This window comes from Muricoccus nepalensis, assembly GCF_006438825.1.
Taxonomy (GTDB): Bacteria; Pseudomonadota; Alphaproteobacteria; order Acetobacterales; family Acetobacteraceae; genus Roseomonas; species Roseomonas nepalensis.
In genome coordinates this window covers 1-15,456 of sequence record NZ_RCZP01000068.1, presented here as the reverse complement: position 1 = coordinate 15,456, position 15,456 = coordinate 1, and the positions used below count along the sequence as shown (strand labels likewise).

General features: G+C 67.8%; 18 protein-coding genes and 1 pseudogene. 9 read left to right on the top strand and 10 right to left on the bottom strand.

The window, feature by feature from the left end; all coding sequences use genetic code 11:
* A pseudogene (locus EAH89_RS29050) lies at positions 1 to 746 on the top strand (IS701 family transposase); the annotation flags it as partial.
* 726 nt (positions 747 to 1,472) lie between these two features.
* On the opposite strand, the gene EAH89_RS29045 reads toward EAH89_RS29050, so the two are convergent.
* From EAH89_RS29045 to EAH89_RS29020, 6 genes are all read right to left on the bottom strand, one after another.
* The gene (locus tag EAH89_RS29045; RefSeq protein ID WP_140887282.1) at positions 1,473 to 2,303 is read right to left on the bottom strand and encodes a segregation and condensation protein A; all 831 of its coding nucleotides are present in this window, start codon (positions 2,301 to 2,303) and stop codon (positions 1,473 to 1,475) included.
* Positions 2,296 to 2,727 carry a hypothetical protein gene (locus EAH89_RS29040; RefSeq protein WP_140887280.1) on the bottom strand — a complete coding sequence of 144 codons (432 nt, stop codon included), beginning with the start codon at positions 2,725 to 2,727 and terminating at the stop codon, positions 2,296 to 2,298. The genes EAH89_RS29045 and EAH89_RS29040 overlap by 8 nt, the downstream gene beginning before the upstream one ends.
* 162 nt (positions 2,728 to 2,889) lie before the next feature.
* On the bottom strand, positions 2,890 to 3,921 hold the full coding sequence (locus EAH89_RS29035) for a tyrosine-type recombinase/integrase (RefSeq protein WP_140887278.1): 1,032 nt from the start codon (positions 3,919 to 3,921) through the stop codon (positions 2,890 to 2,892).
* A 319-nt stretch (positions 3,922 to 4,240) separates the two neighbouring features.
* A complete protein-coding gene (locus EAH89_RS29030) occupies positions 4,241 to 4,543 on the bottom strand; it encodes a hypothetical protein (protein WP_140887275.1) in 303 nt (100 codons plus the stop codon).
* A gap of 16 nt (positions 4,544 to 4,559) precedes the next feature.
* On the bottom strand, positions 4,560 to 5,276 hold the full coding sequence (locus tag EAH89_RS29025) for a hypothetical protein (protein WP_140887272.1): 717 nt from the start codon (positions 5,274 to 5,276) through the stop codon (positions 4,560 to 4,562).
* Positions 5,273 to 5,932 carry a ParA family protein gene (locus tag EAH89_RS29020; RefSeq protein ID WP_241667259.1) on the bottom strand — a complete coding sequence of 220 codons (660 nt, stop codon included), beginning with the start codon at positions 5,930 to 5,932 and terminating at the stop codon, positions 5,273 to 5,275. The genes EAH89_RS29025 and EAH89_RS29020 overlap by 4 nt, the downstream gene beginning before the upstream one ends.
* Before the next feature lie 279 nt (positions 5,933 to 6,211).
* On the opposite strand from EAH89_RS29020, the gene EAH89_RS33650 reads away from it, so the two are divergent.
* From EAH89_RS33650 to EAH89_RS29000, 5 genes are all read left to right on the top strand, one after another.
* On the top strand, positions 6,212 to 6,550 hold the full coding sequence (locus EAH89_RS33650; protein ID WP_206667721.1) for a transposase: 339 nt from the start codon (positions 6,212 to 6,214) through the stop codon (positions 6,548 to 6,550).
* 60 nt (positions 6,551 to 6,610) lie between these two features.
* Positions 6,611 to 6,925 carry a hypothetical protein gene (locus EAH89_RS32325; protein WP_206667720.1) on the top strand — a complete coding sequence of 105 codons (315 nt, stop codon included), beginning with the start codon at positions 6,611 to 6,613 and terminating at the stop codon, positions 6,923 to 6,925.
* Positions 6,897 to 7,091, top strand: a complete 195-nt coding sequence (locus EAH89_RS32320) for a hypothetical protein (protein ID WP_206667719.1) — start codon at positions 6,897 to 6,899, stop codon at positions 7,089 to 7,091. Before EAH89_RS32325 ends, EAH89_RS32320 begins: the two co-directional genes overlap by 29 nt.
* 355 nt (positions 7,092 to 7,446) lie before the next feature.
* Positions 7,447 to 8,472 carry a replication protein RepA gene (locus EAH89_RS29010; RefSeq protein ID WP_338325561.1) on the top strand — a complete coding sequence of 342 codons (1,026 nt, stop codon included), beginning with the start codon at positions 7,447 to 7,449 and terminating at the stop codon, positions 8,470 to 8,472.
* A 360-nt stretch (positions 8,473 to 8,832) separates the two neighbouring features.
* Positions 8,833 to 9,087 carry a hypothetical protein gene (locus tag EAH89_RS29000; RefSeq protein WP_140887267.1) on the top strand — a complete coding sequence of 85 codons (255 nt, stop codon included), beginning with the start codon at positions 8,833 to 8,835 and terminating at the stop codon, positions 9,085 to 9,087.
* Between the two features lie 42 nt (positions 9,088 to 9,129).
* On the opposite strand, the gene EAH89_RS28995 is transcribed toward EAH89_RS29000, so the two are convergent.
* The 3 genes from EAH89_RS28995 to EAH89_RS28985 all read right to left on the bottom strand — a co-directional run bounded on the left by EAH89_RS28995 (position 9,130) and on the right by EAH89_RS28985 (position 12,512).
* Positions 9,130 to 10,632, bottom strand: a complete 1,503-nt coding sequence (locus EAH89_RS28995; RefSeq protein WP_338325560.1) for a DUF6880 family protein — start codon at positions 10,630 to 10,632, stop codon at positions 9,130 to 9,132.
* Between the two features lie 204 nt (positions 10,633 to 10,836).
* Positions 10,837 to 11,190: a hypothetical protein gene (locus tag EAH89_RS28990; protein ID WP_140887263.1), complete on the bottom strand. Its 354-nt coding sequence runs from the start codon at positions 11,188 to 11,190 to the stop codon at positions 10,837 to 10,839.
* Positions 11,191 to 11,459: 269 nt separating this feature from the next.
* Entirely contained in the window at positions 11,460 to 12,512 is a 1,053-nt protein-coding gene (locus tag EAH89_RS28985; RefSeq protein ID WP_140887260.1) for an alpha/beta hydrolase, read from the bottom strand.
* 157 nt (positions 12,513 to 12,669) lie between these two features.
* Between EAH89_RS28985 and EAH89_RS28980 the strand changes: the two genes are divergently transcribed.
* Together EAH89_RS28980 and EAH89_RS28975 are read left to right on the top strand one after the other, a co-directional pair.
* Positions 12,670 to 13,227 (top strand): PEP-CTERM sorting domain-containing protein, encoded by a 558-nt coding sequence (locus EAH89_RS28980; RefSeq protein WP_206667718.1) that lies wholly within the window; start codon positions 12,670 to 12,672, stop codon positions 13,225 to 13,227.
* 484 nt (positions 13,228 to 13,711) lie between these two features.
* A complete protein-coding gene (locus EAH89_RS28975) occupies positions 13,712 to 14,260 on the top strand; it encodes an NYN domain-containing protein (protein WP_161993828.1) in 549 nt (182 codons plus the stop codon).
* A 524-nt stretch (positions 14,261 to 14,784) separates the two neighbouring features.
* Here EAH89_RS28975 and EAH89_RS28970 read toward each other — a convergent pair.
* The gene (locus tag EAH89_RS28970; protein WP_140887251.1) at positions 14,785 to 15,132 is read right to left on the bottom strand and encodes an H-NS histone family protein; all 348 of its coding nucleotides are present in this window, start codon (positions 15,130 to 15,132) and stop codon (positions 14,785 to 14,787) included.
* A gap of 94 nt (positions 15,133 to 15,226) precedes the next feature.
* Here EAH89_RS28970 and EAH89_RS28965 point away from each other — a divergent pair.
* A partial coding sequence (locus EAH89_RS28965; protein ID WP_140887249.1) for a transposase occupies positions 15,227 to 15,456 on the top strand: 230 nt, incomplete at its 3' end.

The following is a 15,456-nucleotide window of genomic DNA, read 5'->3' as shown; positions in this document are numbered from 1 at the left end:
CAGGGCGGATCGAGAATGCGCAGATCGGGGTCTTCCTGGCTTATGCCAGCAGCAAGGGGCACGCGCTGATCGACCGCGAGCTCTACCTGCCCAGGAAGGAGTGGTGCGAGAACAGCGACAGGCGCGCCGAGGCCGCCGTTCCCGAGGAAGTGGCGTTCGCCACCAAGCCGGCGCTGGCCGGCCGCATGATCGAGCGAGCGCTTGATGCCGGGCTACCCTGCGCCTGGGTGCTGGGTGACGAGGTCTACGGCTCGGACCGCCGGCTGCGCATTGCCCTTGAACAGCGCGAGCAGCCCTTYGTGCTGGCGATCCGCAGCAACGAGAAGCTCTGGGCGGTGCTGAACGACCATCTCGGTCAGCACGCTGCCTCGCGCCTGGCCGCTTGTTTGCCGGCCCAGGCCTGGCGACGTTTGTCGGCCGGGGCGGGCAGCAAGGGCGAGCGGGTCTATGACTGGGCGCGCCTGCGGCTGACCCGGCTCCAGCAGCCCCCCTGGGACCACTGGCTGCTGGTCCGGCGCAGCCGCACGGATCCGAAGGATCTCGMCTACTACGTCGTCTTCGGCCCCGACAGGACCAGCCTGGCCACTCTGGCGCGTGTTGCGGGCCGGCGCTGGGCCATCGAGGAATGCTTCGAGGTCGCCAAGCAGGAGGTCGGCCTGGCCGACTACGAGATCCGCTCGTGGCACGGATGGTACCGGCACATCACACTGGCCATGCTTGCTCTGGCCTTTCTCGCCGGCATGCGCGTGAGGCTCAACGCCGCCTCGCGGCAAAAAAGGGGGACCAGCAAACCCCCTCTCCAGTCGACTTCAGCACCGGCGAGATCCGCCATCTCATCAGCGACCTCCGACGCGCCGCTGGCCTCGTGCTGGACCGCCTCTTCAAATGGTCCCTCTGGCGACGCCTACATCAGGCGATCGCCAGAACATGTCACTGGCGCCGCAGTCAGCGCGAGGCTCGCATGAAAGCTCAACTGTAGAANCACGGATGGTACCGGCACATCACACTGGCCATGCTTGCTCTGGCCTTTCTCGCCGGCATGCGCGTGAGGCTCAACGCCGCCTCGCGGCAAAAAAGGGGGACCAGCAAACCCCCTCTCCAGTCGACTTCAGCACCGGCGAGATCCGCCATCTCATCAGCGACCTCCGACGCGCCGCTGGCCTCGTGCTGGACCGCCTCTTCAAATGGTCCCTCTGGCGACGCCTACATCAGGCGATCGCCAGAACATGTCACTGGCGCCGCAGTCAGCGCGAGGCTCGCATGAAAGCTCAACTGTAGAACTAAGAAGTTCTGCCCTCCCGTCGTTATAAGATTAAACCGAGCTACTCGCACGGCGCTCCAGATCGTCGAGCGACCTCAACCGCGCGCACCAGGGAGTTCCTTCGGCATGACCTTGCGTTCTGGGTCTGGACTGCCCGGACGGGGAGGGTAAGGTTCAGTAGCGTCTTAGCGTCGCCTGACCACCGTGTTGCTCAAGCTGGTACTGGTCCGATGAGAACGGCGTCAAAGGCCTCGTCCTGCTGGAGCACGGCCCGGCCATCGCGCGCCAGTTCCAGCCCGGCGACGAGGGTGCTGGCGAGGGCGGCTCGGAGACGCAGCGGCCTGTCAGGGGCGGCAGGCGGGATCGTCGGCAGGCAGCGCTGAAGTGGAAAGCCGGTGGGGCTCTGCCGGAGCAGTTCGGTGATGCGGAGCACGGCGTCCGAGATGCGCCACAGATCGGGCGGCGCGGGGCGGTAGGTGGCGGGCGCCTCCGCCCCCTGCCCTTCCCGGCTCTCCAGGAGGGCGAGTGTCGCCTCCAGGAAGGCAACGTACAGCTCCGCCTGCGGTCGCGGGGCGGGTGAGTCCACCTGCCCCCGCGCGAACACCTCCCGCCCGAGCTGCGGCCGTGTGGCGAGCCACTCGGCGCCGGCCCGTACGCGGGCGAGTTCGTCCAACTGCGCCAAGCGCCGTCGGGCCTCCTCCTGCGCCGCCTCCTGGCTGGCGGGCGCCAGCAGCTGCGCCTTGAGCAGCAGGAGCTGGCTCGCCATGACCAGCCAGTCCGCTCGCCGTTCCAGCCGGGCGCCGCCACCGCTGTTCTCGATGGCGCCCACCAGCTGGTCGGTGAGCGTCAGGATGGAGAGCGGGCCGAGATCCACCCGCTGGCGGCGCACCATCTCGAGCAGGAAGTCGAGCGGCCCCTCGAAGCCCTCCACCCGCAGCTGCGGGGAGGTGCTCGGTGAGTCGGCTCTGTCGCCTCTCTCTGCCGGCGTGCCCTGCCCCTCCCCACGGGCGGGCTCCTGCTCCAGGACGAGCGCCTCAGCCACGGCGGGCCCGTCCGCGACTCACCGAGGAGGATCCGCTCCCCTCCAAGGCACGCCCCTCGGCTGTGCTCGCCCCCTGCCCCTCCGCTGCGCCCGGCGCGTAGTCGGAGGTGAGCACGACGGAGAGCGCCGGCCAGTCCCGCCGCAGCCGCAGCACCGCCTGCCAGGGCGACCAGTCCGCCGACCAGAAGCCCACCCGGAGCTCGGCCATCTTCTTGCGCCGCCCGTCCAGCTTACCGGGCAGGACTTCGACGTGCCGGAGCGGGCGGGTCGTTCCCCAGTGAGTGAGCAGCCAGTCCCGGCTCGCTGGCTCCTCCGGCCCGAGCTTGAGGATGGCCGCGGGCACCGGAAGCAGCCGGTGCAGATCGAGCGGGCAACTCCGATCAGTTTCTACCCGGACGATGGCGCGCTGGTGGTTCAGCGCCACCGCCTCCCGCAGTCGCCGAGCCAGCAGCTGTGTTGCGCAGCCAGTCTGTGTGGCGGCGCTCGGGCCGCCAGGTTGGGTCCGGTGAGTCGGCGGGCGCCTCCTCCTGGGTGAGGGCGCCTCCCCTGCCCTGCCCTGCCACCTTGTGGCCTGTCGCCCCACTGTTCAGAGGTCGAGCAGCCGGGCCGGGCTGTCCTGCGTGATCTTGGCGCGCCGGCGGTACCCTTGCGTGGTCGCGAGGCTCCGCTGGCGCGTGTGGTGCATCACCTGCTCGTCGAGCGCGCCCTTGAGGTAGGCCTCCGTGATGAACCCCGCCCGCAGCCCGTGCGGGGAGAGCCGCTCGCGCTCATCCACGGTCAGGTTCGCCATCGCCGCCCTTCGCCGCAGGATGCGCCACACCCCCTGCGGCGTCAGCCGGTCCTCCAGCCCACCCGCGGCGCTCACGCGGCGGAACACCGGCCCCCACTCGATCCGGCTCCGCTTGAGCCAGGCCTCCACCGCCCGCACCGGGCAGGAGAGCGGGTTCAGCCCGCGGGGGATGCCGATCGAGGCCCCCTCCCCCTCCTGGTCGCGCTTGGCGCGCGGGATGAGCACCGTCATGCCCTCACTGGTGAAGCGCAGGTGCTCGCGGTCGATCCCCACCAGCTCGGAGCGACGCAGCGCCCCGGCGAAGCCGACCAGCAGCAGCGCCTTGTCCCGCGTCCCGGCCACATCGGTGCCGCAGCTCGCCAGCAGGCGCTTGACCTCGGCCGAGGTGAGGGCGGCCGCCGGGCGGGCGGGCTTGCCGTGGGTGGCCAGGATGCCGCGCATCGTCGCGCTGATCGCCGGCTGGCGCGTCTCCCAGGGGTGACCGGCCTGGCGGTGGTGGTGGGCAATCGCCGCCAGCCGCCGGCGCAGGCCGCTGCGTCCGAGCGTGGCGGCCAAGCTCGCCAGGTGGCCAGCGATCACCACGGGGGCTGCCGGCAGGGCCGCCACGCCGCCCGCTTCGCACCAGGAACAGAAGGTGCGCCAGTCGGACGCGTAGGCGCGCCGGGTGTTCTCCGACAGCGCCCGCCCGGCGTAGCCCGCGGCGCGGGCCACCGCCTCGCCCACAGGCCCGGCCAGCACGGCGAGCGCCTCCACCGGCAGCGCGCCCGCCGCCAGCCGCACCACCGACGCGGGGACGGCCGGCGGGCTCGACGTGGGGCGCTCCGTCACGCCGCGCCCCGCGCCTGCGAAGGGGAGGAAAGCCTCGTCTTCACGGGCGATCTCAGCTGTGTCCCCACCAGAGTCCCCGCTCCCCTGCCCCGCTCCGGACGATCCGGCGCACGCCCCCACGCCGCCGTTCCGGCCCTCCCGAGTGTGCCCGGCGGCGCCCACCTGTGGCAACCGCCCTCTCCCTGCCCCTTGGGCACGATAATGGATTGTTATCGTGCTAAACTCGGCCGAGAACGCCTGCCCAAAAGGCTGGCGCGCCTCCTCAACGCGTGCAGCAGGCGCAGGAGAGGAGGCACGCCCCCCTCTCCTGCGACCGAGGTCATGTAGCCCCGGCCTTGTTCCACTCGGCGCCGAGCGCCCACGACAACGCCATCAAGTTCCCATTCGCAACGATCCAGTCGTTGGACGTGAAGCTCTCCATGAATTGGTTGCCGTATCTCGCCTCAACCTCGGCGTGCCCGCGCGCCCTGGCCTCATTCATGTGATAGGCGCTCCGGGTCCACCAGACGAGGTCGTACCACTTCTGCCGCTCGGCAAAGAGGTCGGCGTAGGAGCGGCGGATGATGCTCGCGAAGGGCTCGTCGCCCGTCACCTCGGTGGGCACGCGGGCGGCGAGATGCAATCAGATCGGGCTCAGGTCAGCCCCGCGCCGCCGCGTCCATGAGCGCAATCTGCGCGTCGATGTTCGCGAGTGCCGACACCAACCGCTCGCGCTCGCGCAGGAGGTCGGCTCGCGAGACGGTGGGCGTCCCCTCACCCGGCTCGGCGTGTCCCTCGATCACGACCGGGCCGGTGATCTTGTGCTGCTTCAACTCGCGCCGAACCGCGACGATCTCGCCGCGCCGCACGTCCGGGCGCATCAGGCCGCGCTCGCGCACAATGTCCCAACCCTCCGGGGGCAGCGTCGAAATCTCGTAGAGGACGGTGTAGGGTGGAGCCTCATCCACTGACAGCCGCCAGTCGGCCATAGTCAGGGCCGCGAGGCGCAGCTTCGTCGCCATGGCGTCCGAGAAGGGGAACAGGCGCTCGGACCCGCGACGAACCCGGCGGAACTCGTCGGCGCTAAGAGTTTGGCTTAAGTGAAGAAGCGCCTGCCCGACCTTAAGCGCCGCGTTCTGCGCCTTCCCCCACTCCTCAGCAACTACGGCTCGGGTCTGCAACAGCGTCGCCGTCTTAGCCTCGTCGAGCGGCTGGTCCGCGAACAGGTCGGCGACGATAGCTCGGCCAGCGTCGTCGGCGCGGATGAGCGTGGCCGCTCGCTCGCTTCGCTTGTCGTTCGCCATGAGGTCCATGGTCGCGGCACCGCCTCCCTTGAGGCGGCGGGCGGAGAGCTTGGTGGGCGGCTTCGTGGTCATACGCCAATCTCCCTGCGAGTGTGGCGCCATAGGTCTGCAATCACGTCCGCGCCCGCCGCTTTGTCATAATCCATCACGGTGAGGCCGGATGAGAACGGAGCTGCAATCCCTTCGAGCAGCGGTATCTCAACCGGCACAAGCGCGCCGTGCCGAAGCAGCGCCGAGCGCGAGGCGGCGAAGGCTCGCGTCCTCCGGTTCGCCCTGTTGAGAACGAAGGCGCCGTGAGCACCGCCCGCCGCAAGGCTAGTCCACCATGGGACAACCGACTCAAGATCGTCGGTCGAAGGGCTGCACGGGACGAGCACGTAAGCCGCGTCGCGGCAGATGGCGACCATACGCGCCATCTCGTGCTCAACGCCCGGCGCGGTGTCCACAATGGCGAGTTGATAAGTAGCAAGTTTCGGGCGCACCGCATCCCACTCGTCCGCCGAGGCTGCAATGACTTCCACATCGACAATTTGCGGCAACTGGCTCCGCGTCTCAGTCCGCCGGGCCGCCCACTTTCCAAGCGTCCGCTGCGCGTCGAGGTCTACTCCTACCGCCTTCAACCCGGCTTGCCGCGCCGCGACGAGCAGGTTGCGGGTGAGCGTACTGCGTCCGCATCCCCCCTTCGACCCCCCTAGGACGAGTATCCGACACCCTTTCGGCTTTGCCATCATGAACCCCCATCATGGAGGCAAGGTGCCAGCAATTTCCCCGAGAGAAAATAGGACCGGATCGCTATCCAATTTTTGCGAGTGTGATGAAGTCCGTTGACGGGCGGGTGTATTGCATCGAACGACTTAGCGAGCCGCCCAGGGTAGGATGGTAACGGGATTATGCTCTGCCGTCCTCCAGTAGAACGTAGCTTGCCGTTCAAGGCCAATGCCGACCGCCGTCAACGAATTGCAAGGCAACAGTTCCAGGCGACGAACTGGGCGTAATACGATGCGGCCTTGTACGGACGTGGCAGTTTTACCCTTTGCTTCGCGGCTGTGGCGATCGCGGCCTGGAAGGCTAAGCCCCAGACCACGCCGGGCGGGCAACGACGCTATCCGGAACTGGTTATCAACACGTCGCTGACACTTCGGACTGTGTTCCACCTAGCCTTGCGTCAGACCAATGGCCAGATTGGCTCAATCGTCGTCCTGCTCGGTCTCGACCTGGCGGTACCGGACCACTCAACCATGTGCCGCCGGGTCCAGACGCTGGAGGTGTTGCAGCGCCAGTCTGGCACCCGTCCCATACACTTGGTCGTCGATTACACTGGGCGGCAGCTCTGTGGTCCGGGCTAGTGGCTGGTCGAGAAGCCTAGGAGCAGGGCACGTCGGTTGTGGTGCAAGCTGCGCATTGGTGTGGACGCCGACATCGGTCGGATCGTCGCGTGCACCCTGACGATGAGCGACGTCGATTATGCCTCGCAGGTTGGGCCTTTGCTCGACCAGGTCGCGGACCCAATCGCCTCGTTCAGCGCTAATGGCGCCTACGACCAGGACGGCATCTACCGTGAGGTGGCGGCGCGGCGTCCCGATGCTGCTGTGATCGTGCCACCACGGTCCACTGCGGTGCCGAGCGCGACGGCCGAGACGGCGCCGATCCAGTGGGACCAGCACCCTTGGGGCCACTGCGGAGCGCGGGCGAGTGGGCTGGCAGAAGTCCTCGAGCTATAACCAGCGTGCCCTGGTCGAGGCGGGTGTAGCGCGCTTCAAGCGGGTGATCGGCGATGGACTGCACTCGCGCATCGATGGGCGCCACACGACCGAAGTAGCCATCGCCGTCCGCGCACTCAACCGCATGCTCGAACTCGGACGGCCGGAGTCTGTCCGCATCACCTGAACGCGGACCGGCTCGGGGCTTACTGCCCCTACAAGATGGTCCATGCAACGCAGTCGCGTCGCGGTCCAGGTGTCGGCGGTGCCGACTGGACTCCTGCGGGGAGGCGGTCGCCTGGACTCCTGCGGGAAGGCAGTCGCCTGGACTCTTGCGGGTTACGAGTCGCAAGCCTTGGGTTCAGTTCGGGCTCGAGGATGTCCACAGCTCAGGTTTGGACTCCTGCGGGCATCCCCAGGACTCCTGCGGGAGAGCAAATGCAGAAATCAACGACTTGGCGGGTTATCCCCTGGATTCCTGCGGGCCACTTCTAATAAAGTCTTCTAATAGCTTTCAAATAGCTTGTCCCGCAGGAGTCCAGGTGGACGCCGCCCCGGCTATCGACGCATTTTACCCGACGTTGGTTGGCGAGGAGCCGCAGAGAGCCATGGGAACGGTCCACCGGCTCATTGAGGAGCACGGACGGCAGGGGGCCCTGAAGATGGCTTCCACGGTCGCGGACCGCCGCGCCATCGAGGCCGCCATTCAGTACATGGCCGACGAGGATGCAGGGGTCGGCTTCCTCTACAGCGGCTGGTGCCAGGCCGCACTGCCCCACAAGAAGCTAGCGGACGACGCCGCCTGGAAAGTCGAGAGCGACCGCGTCACCCTGATTGTTGAGCCGGGGCGGCGAAACATTCCCGGCGGAGGCATGGAGTGGGTCGGCGCCCCCTACGGCTCGCGCGCCCGACTCATCCTGCTCTTCCTCCAGGGAGAAGCGCTACGCACGGGGTCGCGGGACATCGAGCTTGGACGCAGCCTGCACGCATGGCTCGGCCGCCTCGGCATCCCCATCGGCGGGAAGAGCTTCAAGGAGGTCCGGGAGCAAGCAGACCGCCTCTCGAGGTGCCGGATGACCTTCCATATCACGGCGGGCGGCCGCGCCGGACTGGTAAACCAGAACATCGTCGATACCGCCATGTTCGTGCAGGAGCCCTCGGCCGACGGCCAGGGGTCGCTGTTCGTGGAGACGGCCCGTCTGTCGGAGACCTTCTTCGAGCAGCTCCGCAGGCATCCAGTTCCCCTTGAGGAGTCAGCGATAAGAGCGATTTCGAACAACTCTCAGGCGCTCGACGTCTACTGCTGGCTAGCCTACCGCCTCCACGTCCTGCCCCAGGGTAAGCCCGTGTCAGTCTCGTGGAGGGCGCTCTTCGGTCAGTTCGGTGCCTCCTACAAGCGCATCGACCACTGGAAGGAGCGTTTCGTGGACAGCCTGAAGGTCGCGACGGCCGTCTATCCGAACGCCAACGTCGAGGTGGCCCCTGAAGGCTTGGTTCTGAGACAGTCGCGCCCCCCCGTAACGCCCCGGCTGGTGCAGGGTGGACTTCCCGCAAGAGGCCAGGAATAGGCCGCAGGTTTTCGTCGAGTTCCCGCAAGAGTCCAAAGAAAACCTCGCGCCTGCTCCGAGTGACGCGCTGGCCCAGCGCCTCCATCTGCAGGGCATGCTTGCCCTGCGCTGGACGACAGGTCCTGTCGAAGGCCAGATCAGCCGCTTGAAGACGATCAAGCGCACCATGTACGGCCGAGCCGGCTTTGAACTCCTCCGCGCTCCGGTCCTACATGCCGCATGACCCCGCAACAGCAGCACGGAGAACGCGGGAGAACCAGGATCCAACCGGCGTCGACATCACCACGAAGCGCTTCCGAAATCGTCTACCATCCCATGCAATGGCTGCGGCCGAGCGGAGCGGAAGGCAGGAGTTCAGCGATGACGCAAACACGGCTGCTCTACAGGAGCGAGAACGGTGACCAGTGGCTCCTCAAGCGGGAGCTTGAGCCGGGGCGCGTGTTCGTCCGGCATGAACCCAGTCCCGCCTCCGGCGGCCGGGTGGCGGATCTCGAGATCGGCGAGTTCCTGATCCGTGGTGTGTACGGGCCTGAGCACGTCGAGCTTCTGCGGCTCATCGGCTCGCTTGTCGACCAACAGGGATCAACAACGGAGCGCACCGTCGAGGGCGAGTGACGGTTCTGCAACCGAAGCGGGAAGATCAGAGCACCCCTGCTTTCAGTTCTGACCCTCCAGCAGCGTCCAGAACCCTGCTTTCCGGCCGTGCTCGCGCTTGAGACGCGCCAGGAACGCCTCATGGTTCTCGATGCCGAACTCCTCAGCGAGCAGCGGCACGAGGCTGGCGCAGGCGCGGACATCGCGCGCGGCGTGCCCGTACTGCCGCGAGGCAGCCCGCCGCAGCACGTCCTCGGCTAGGGCGCGGTGCAGCAGCGTGGCGGTGGTCGGGTAGCGCTCGGCCAGCGCCTCGGCGGCCGGGCGGAGCCGCCCGTAGTCGCGCCCGTCCATCTCGGCGGGGTGGGCCCGCACCAGCCGGTTCGCCGCCTCAAGCTTGGGCCAGGCGACCAGAAAGGCGAGCGCCAAGTTCCGGTCGGGGTGCTCCAGGGCGTGCGCCATGGCACGCTCTTCCGCCTCCACGTCGTCAAAGCCTGGCAACGCACGAAGGTAGGGGCGCAGGTGCTGCGGCGTCAGCCAGCGCTGGAACGCCGCCCAGCGCAGCGCGTGTGCCTCGTCCTGACGCCCGAGCGCGTCCAGGGCCGTGAGGCGCAAGTCGGTGTGCCGGACCTCCTCGCTCTCGTGCCGCTCGGGTGCCCGGTCCAGCCAGGCGAGTGCCTCGGCAGCACGGCCGCGGGCGAGCAGGCGCTGGGCGATGTCGCCGGCGAAGTTCTCGGCCCGGCTGCCCGCCTCGGCGGCCGCGATGAAGGCGTCCAGGTCACCCTCGAGTGCGGCCAAGTCCCGGAGGCGAAAGGCAACCTGGCCACGCCCCTGCCAACCCTCGAAGGCGTCCGTCTTGCGCGGGCGCGGCAGCGCCGCGAGGCGGGCCTGCAGCAGCCGGCGCAGTTCCGCCCGCCCCTCGGGGCCGAGCGCCGGCCCGGCCGCCTCGAGCAGCCGATCGGTCTCGCCGTACCCGTCGGCGTCCCAGAGCGTCAGCACATCGGCGGCCAGTGCCACCGGGTCGCGGTTCGGCACCTGGCTCCAGAGCCGTCCGAGATCGGAGCCGACCCCCCGGAACACCTCGCCCAAGGTGCCGCTGCCGTCGTCGCTGCGCTCGAACACGTTGTCGGCCAAGCTGAGCAGCAGCCGCATCTGCGCCACGGCCGCGCGCGGGTCGGTCGCGGCCAGAGGCCCGGCGATCGTCTCGCGCAGGCTGTCGGGCTCGCGGGCGAGGGGGCGCACCTTGTCCCACTCGATGAACCCCCGCGAGCGCCCGATGGTGCGGAGCCGCTTCTCCACCTCGACCGCGAGGCGAACGCTGCCGTCGGTGCCGGCGAGCGCCAGCCGCAGCGTGCGGGCCAGGGCCGGGTCACCCTTGGCCTGTGCCATCAGCAACTCGGCGAGCCTGGGCGCTCCGAGCTGCTCGAGCGCCTGGGCGCTGAGGGCGCGCGAGCGGGGTGGAGCCTTCTTCTGCCGAGGGCGGGCAGGGGAGGGGGCGGCGAGTTCAGTGTCCGCGGCGAGCGGCGGTGTGAGTCGCGGGCGAGGGGCCCGGGCGCGGGGTGGCGTCATGGCAAGCGATCACACCCTGGTCGTCAGGCCGCCACCATCAGGATCGATCCCTTCCTCACCCGACCCTGTGGTGCGGCCCCTGACGGAGAGTTCGGTGACAGACTTCGGCGCAGACACCGCGTCCTATGCCGGCTCTGCTTCGCTGGCACGAGGGGCGCGAGGGCAAGAAATGTCCGATCCTACCAATCCCTCATCGCGCGCGTCTCAGCTTTTCACAGCCGGACCCGCCCCAAAGAGGATGGCAAAGAGGGAGACGAGGGCGGCGGCAATGAGAAGGAGTGACCACCACTGCATAGGCACAAAGAACAGATCATGCGAGCGCCGAACGATGACGCGCTCCCCTGTCGTCGGGTCGAGGAGCTCTCGTACGGGCCTGCGGTTCAAGCGTCGGCCGACGAACCAGTTGACGGCGGCCGCGGTGAGCAGGCCCGCCGTCAAAGCCAGACCGGCGTAGCGCCCCGTTCCTGCCATCAGGTTGTGGAGGATCGCGACGACAAGCCCGCCGGTCAGAGCCACAATGGGGATCGTCAGGATGCCCCAGCCACGCCAGATGATCACGCCTTCGCACCCTTCTGTTGAGGGCGCGAGGAAACGCCGAGCGGGCTCGCGTGGCAACTGGCCGCCAGCCCCCGTCACTTTCTGCTCGAGCACGATAGCGAGGCAGCAGGCGCCCTATCCGCCCGGGCGACTGACGGGGTGCAGGCTACTGGCCAGGACGGTACCGCCGTCTCCAGTCCCGTTCAGTCGTGTTCGTGAACGGGCTGCATCCGAAGAATGGATGCCTCAACGACGCAGCTTGGTAGGGCCAGCGCCGCGCGAGCGACGGGCTACCTCCCGAGATGCCGGTCGAAGAACTGTCCGATCTCCTGGAAGGCCTCCTTCACCTCAGGGACGCGGTCGTCGCGGTAGTACTGCGCGTGCGACTGGGCCTCGAACACCTGCAGGGTCGCTTCGGTGCCGGCCTGACGCAGGGCCCGATGCATGCGGACCGTGTTGCTCAGCAGCAGGTCCCGGGTCCCGGTGGTGAGAATGGTGGGCGGGAAGCCGTGAACGTCGCCGTAGACCGGGGACAGCATGGGGTCCCTCAGGTCTTGGCCGTTGGCATAGAAGCGTGTGGCCGCGTCGCAGAACCCGTCGGGCGAGACGAGGACGTTGTCGACCATGGCGTTGGTTTGGAACGAGTCACCTTGCTTGGTCACATCCGACATGGGCGTACCGGGCGCGATGGCGCCGGGCATCGGCAACCCGTCCTGCTTGGCGCGCAGCATCATCTCCAGCGTCAACGCGCCGCCGGCGGAGCTGCCGAAAACAGCGATGTTTGCCGGAGGGACCATCCTGGTCGCCGCCCTGTAGACCGTCATGGCGTCGTCGAGTGCCGCGGGGAAATACGCCTCCGGCGGCATGCGGTAGTCGACCGCGATCACCTTCATCCGGGCGAACCCTGCCAGGAAGATGGCCTCCGGCAGGGCCGCCTCGCGAGGGTTCAGGACGTAGCAGCCACCATGAACGTGGACGGCGAGCCGGTTCCGGTTCTGCGCCGGCATGTCGGCGGGGGTGATGGTGTAGACGCGCACGCCGTCGATCGTGGACGGTTCGATCGTCACCCGCATCCGCTCGGCCATCGGCGGGATCTGCGGTGCAACCGTGGCCGCGGTGCTGTCGGCGAGTTGGCGCCATCCCTCCGGCGTCGTCGGCGGCCTGTCCCAGTTGGTCCGGAGCGGCTGGGCGATGATCGCCTGCATCGGCGGGCTGACCGTTGCCGGGACCGGCAAGGTCTTCGCCGGCACCTCACGGGGCGCGGGGGTCTGGGCCGACCCCGGCGCGGCCATCAGCAAGGCTGCCGTCAGAGTAGCGGCAAAGCGGAGCGATTGAACGATCATGGACGTCCCCCAGGGGGGTTTGGAACCCCTCTGCTCCTTGGCCATGCCCCTCCCCGTGATCCGCCCCCGGGCCTCGATGTTTTGTGGCGTCGTGACAACAGCACTGGCGCTACAAGCGAGCGTCGCTTAGGCTGCTGCTATCACAGAAACTGTCCCGGTGTTTGCAGGCATCCACTTCGCGGAACTCGGAACGGACGCCGTCGTCCCCGCCTTCGACCCTGCCCTAGGCACGTTGACGGCGGTGTCCGCCCGACTGACCGGCACCCTTACGCCGGGCCAAACCAACCTGCAGACCCTTACACCGTCCGCTCCGTCTCCAGTGTTGTACTCGCCCAGAGTGTTGATCGCGTTCCCAGCAGGGGGCACCCAGATCCTCCCGACCCAGTCCGTGGCGATCACGACTGCGGACGGCGTCGCGCAGACGCTCGGTTCGCCCGAAGCCGTCGACCTGACCGCGACATACCCGCCGACGCTGCCGCAGGAGAGCCCGCCGGTCGACTTCACCGGCCCCGGCATCATCGGCTTCTACATCAGGGGCAACTCGGGAGCGCCGCGCGGCGGCATTGATGTCGTCGACACGGCGACTCTGGCAGGGCAGTTCGCCGTCACTTACACCTACACGCCCATAGCCGTGCCGGAGCCCGCATCCATAGCCTTGCTCGGTACGGGGCTTGTCGGCCTCGCGTTTGCACGCCGTTGCCCAAGCCGGACCTGATCCAGGGTCGCCCCCTGGGAGGCGTCATCAGGTGCTTGTAGCGGCCGATCGCGGTATCGACATGAAAGCGCCTGCCGTATCCGATTGCCCGCTGCCACCCCAAGCGGATCTTCTCGGCTATTAGCCGAATGTAATGGTCGGGCGGCCGAGGGCATCGGTGCTCAGCACCATGAACGCGCGCGGTGGGATAACCACCAAGGGCGCGGGCTCAGGTTGCCGGGCTGCCCAGGCGCGTTAGAGTGCTTCAGGCTTGCATGGGCTCGCGGGTTCTGATTCGACGCGGCTGATGAAGCAGCGAGGCTGGTGACGATGGGAAGCTCCACCAGCCCAGCCGACGCCTTGGTGAAGGCGGTGGCGGGTGGCGAGGCGTGCGGGTTGGACGAATGACCCACGGGCCCCACCCGACCGGCACCACAGCCGCGGCGGCCGGGGAGGAGGGGCAATAAGCGCTGCGCCGCGACAGAACGCCGTACGAGGACCCTGCGTGACCCATCTCGCCTATGTGGACGTCAGCAACCTCTTCATTGAGGGACAGAAGGTCAGCGCCGTGGCCAAGGGCCTGGTGCGAGACCGGAAGGCCGCCAGCGTGCGGGGCGTCATCAACTTCGGCTATCGCCTGGACCTTCATCGACTCATGGCCCTCCTCCGGCAGGGTGGGGAAGGGGAGGGAGCCCCACGAGCGGTGGCGTTTGGCAGCGTCACCAACAGCAACGAGGGCCTGTGGCGGCACGCGGCCGCGGCCGGCTTCGATGTGGTCACGCTGGAGCGGGGCTTCTCGGGAGGGGAGAAGCGCGTCGACACCAGCCTGGTCACCCGGGTGTGCCGGGATGCCTACCGCTTCGGCGATCCTCGGCGCGACCGTATTACACTGGCGGCCGGTGACGGCGACTACGAGCCGCTGGTGAGGCAGCTCGTGGCCGACGGCTTCCGGGTGACGGTGCTGTACTGGGCGCACGCCAGCCGCGAGCTGCGGGAGGCTGCCACGGCCTTCCAGTCGCTCGACGCCTACATTGAGGATCTTGCCCTTGGCTGAGCAGAGGGTCGGCCAGGAGCAAGCCGGTAAAGTAGAGCTTGCGCGGCCAGCTGTCCCGATCCGGTCGAAACGACCTCGTATTTTCCTGAACTTCTGATTGCATCACGTAATCGAGAGCGATAATGATGAGGACGCCGAGATCGCGAGCTCGGAACCGGTGGAGTGGGGGATGCTCCGGCGGTGGTTAAGAAGCGTGATGACCAAGTCTCAGCGATGTGCGGGGGCACGTCGCAGAGATGCTTGACCAGCCTTGCTTCCTGACGAACTGGAGAGGGGGTTTCTCCAGCATTGAGCTAACCTGCGACTTCCTGACGAAGAGCGTGAACAAAAAGCCACTGCCCACCTCATCGGGGCAGTGGCTTTTTTATTTCCAGACTAACCGCTGACACCACCATCGCGATCCGCCCTCTTTCCTCGCGAATGGGAGGGACAACGTGGTGTGACACATCACCCCTCTAAGCGAGGCAGAGCCTTGGCGAAGACAATCCCTCTTCGCTTGGCAGGTGATCGTTCAGGCGTGGTGGTCAGACCGCGAAGTCCTCCTTGGTCTTACCCTCGGCCGTTGCCCGGGTGAGCCAGTTCGGCATGCGCCCGCGCCCGCTCCAGGTCTCCCCTTCAGGGCTGCGGAACTTGGCCGCGACTGGCTTGCCGGCGTCTCCGCGCGGCTTGCGCACGTTGGTCCGCGGTGCGGGTGGCTTACCCACCAACGCCTCAAGGCTCATGCCGAGGGCGGCAGCCTTGGCGGTCATCTCCTCGATCAGCGCAGCCCGAGCGCCTTCCTGCTTCTCGGCCAGCTTAGCTTGAGCGTCCTGGATCAGCTGATTGAGGTCCTCGACCGAAAGCTCGTCGAGTTTGATCTGAGACTTTGCCATATGCACTCTCTGTCTGATTCACGCGTGCTGACGTGCCCCCGTAGAAGCGGTCCGTCGGTTATGTGGACCGGCGGCTGTTTTGAGGAGGCAGAGGATGGGCCGGAAGAGGACGCACACGCCCGAGGAGATCGTCGCCAAGCTGCGGCAGGTTGAGGTGCTGACCACGCAAGGCAAGCCGGTGTCGGAGGCGGTGCGGGCGATCGGGGTGACCGACCAGACCTATTACCGCTGGCGGGCCGAGTTCGGCGGCCTGAAGCTGGACCAGGTGAGACGGTTGAGGGAGCTGGAGCGGGAGAACGCGCGGCTGCGGAAAGCGGTGTCGGA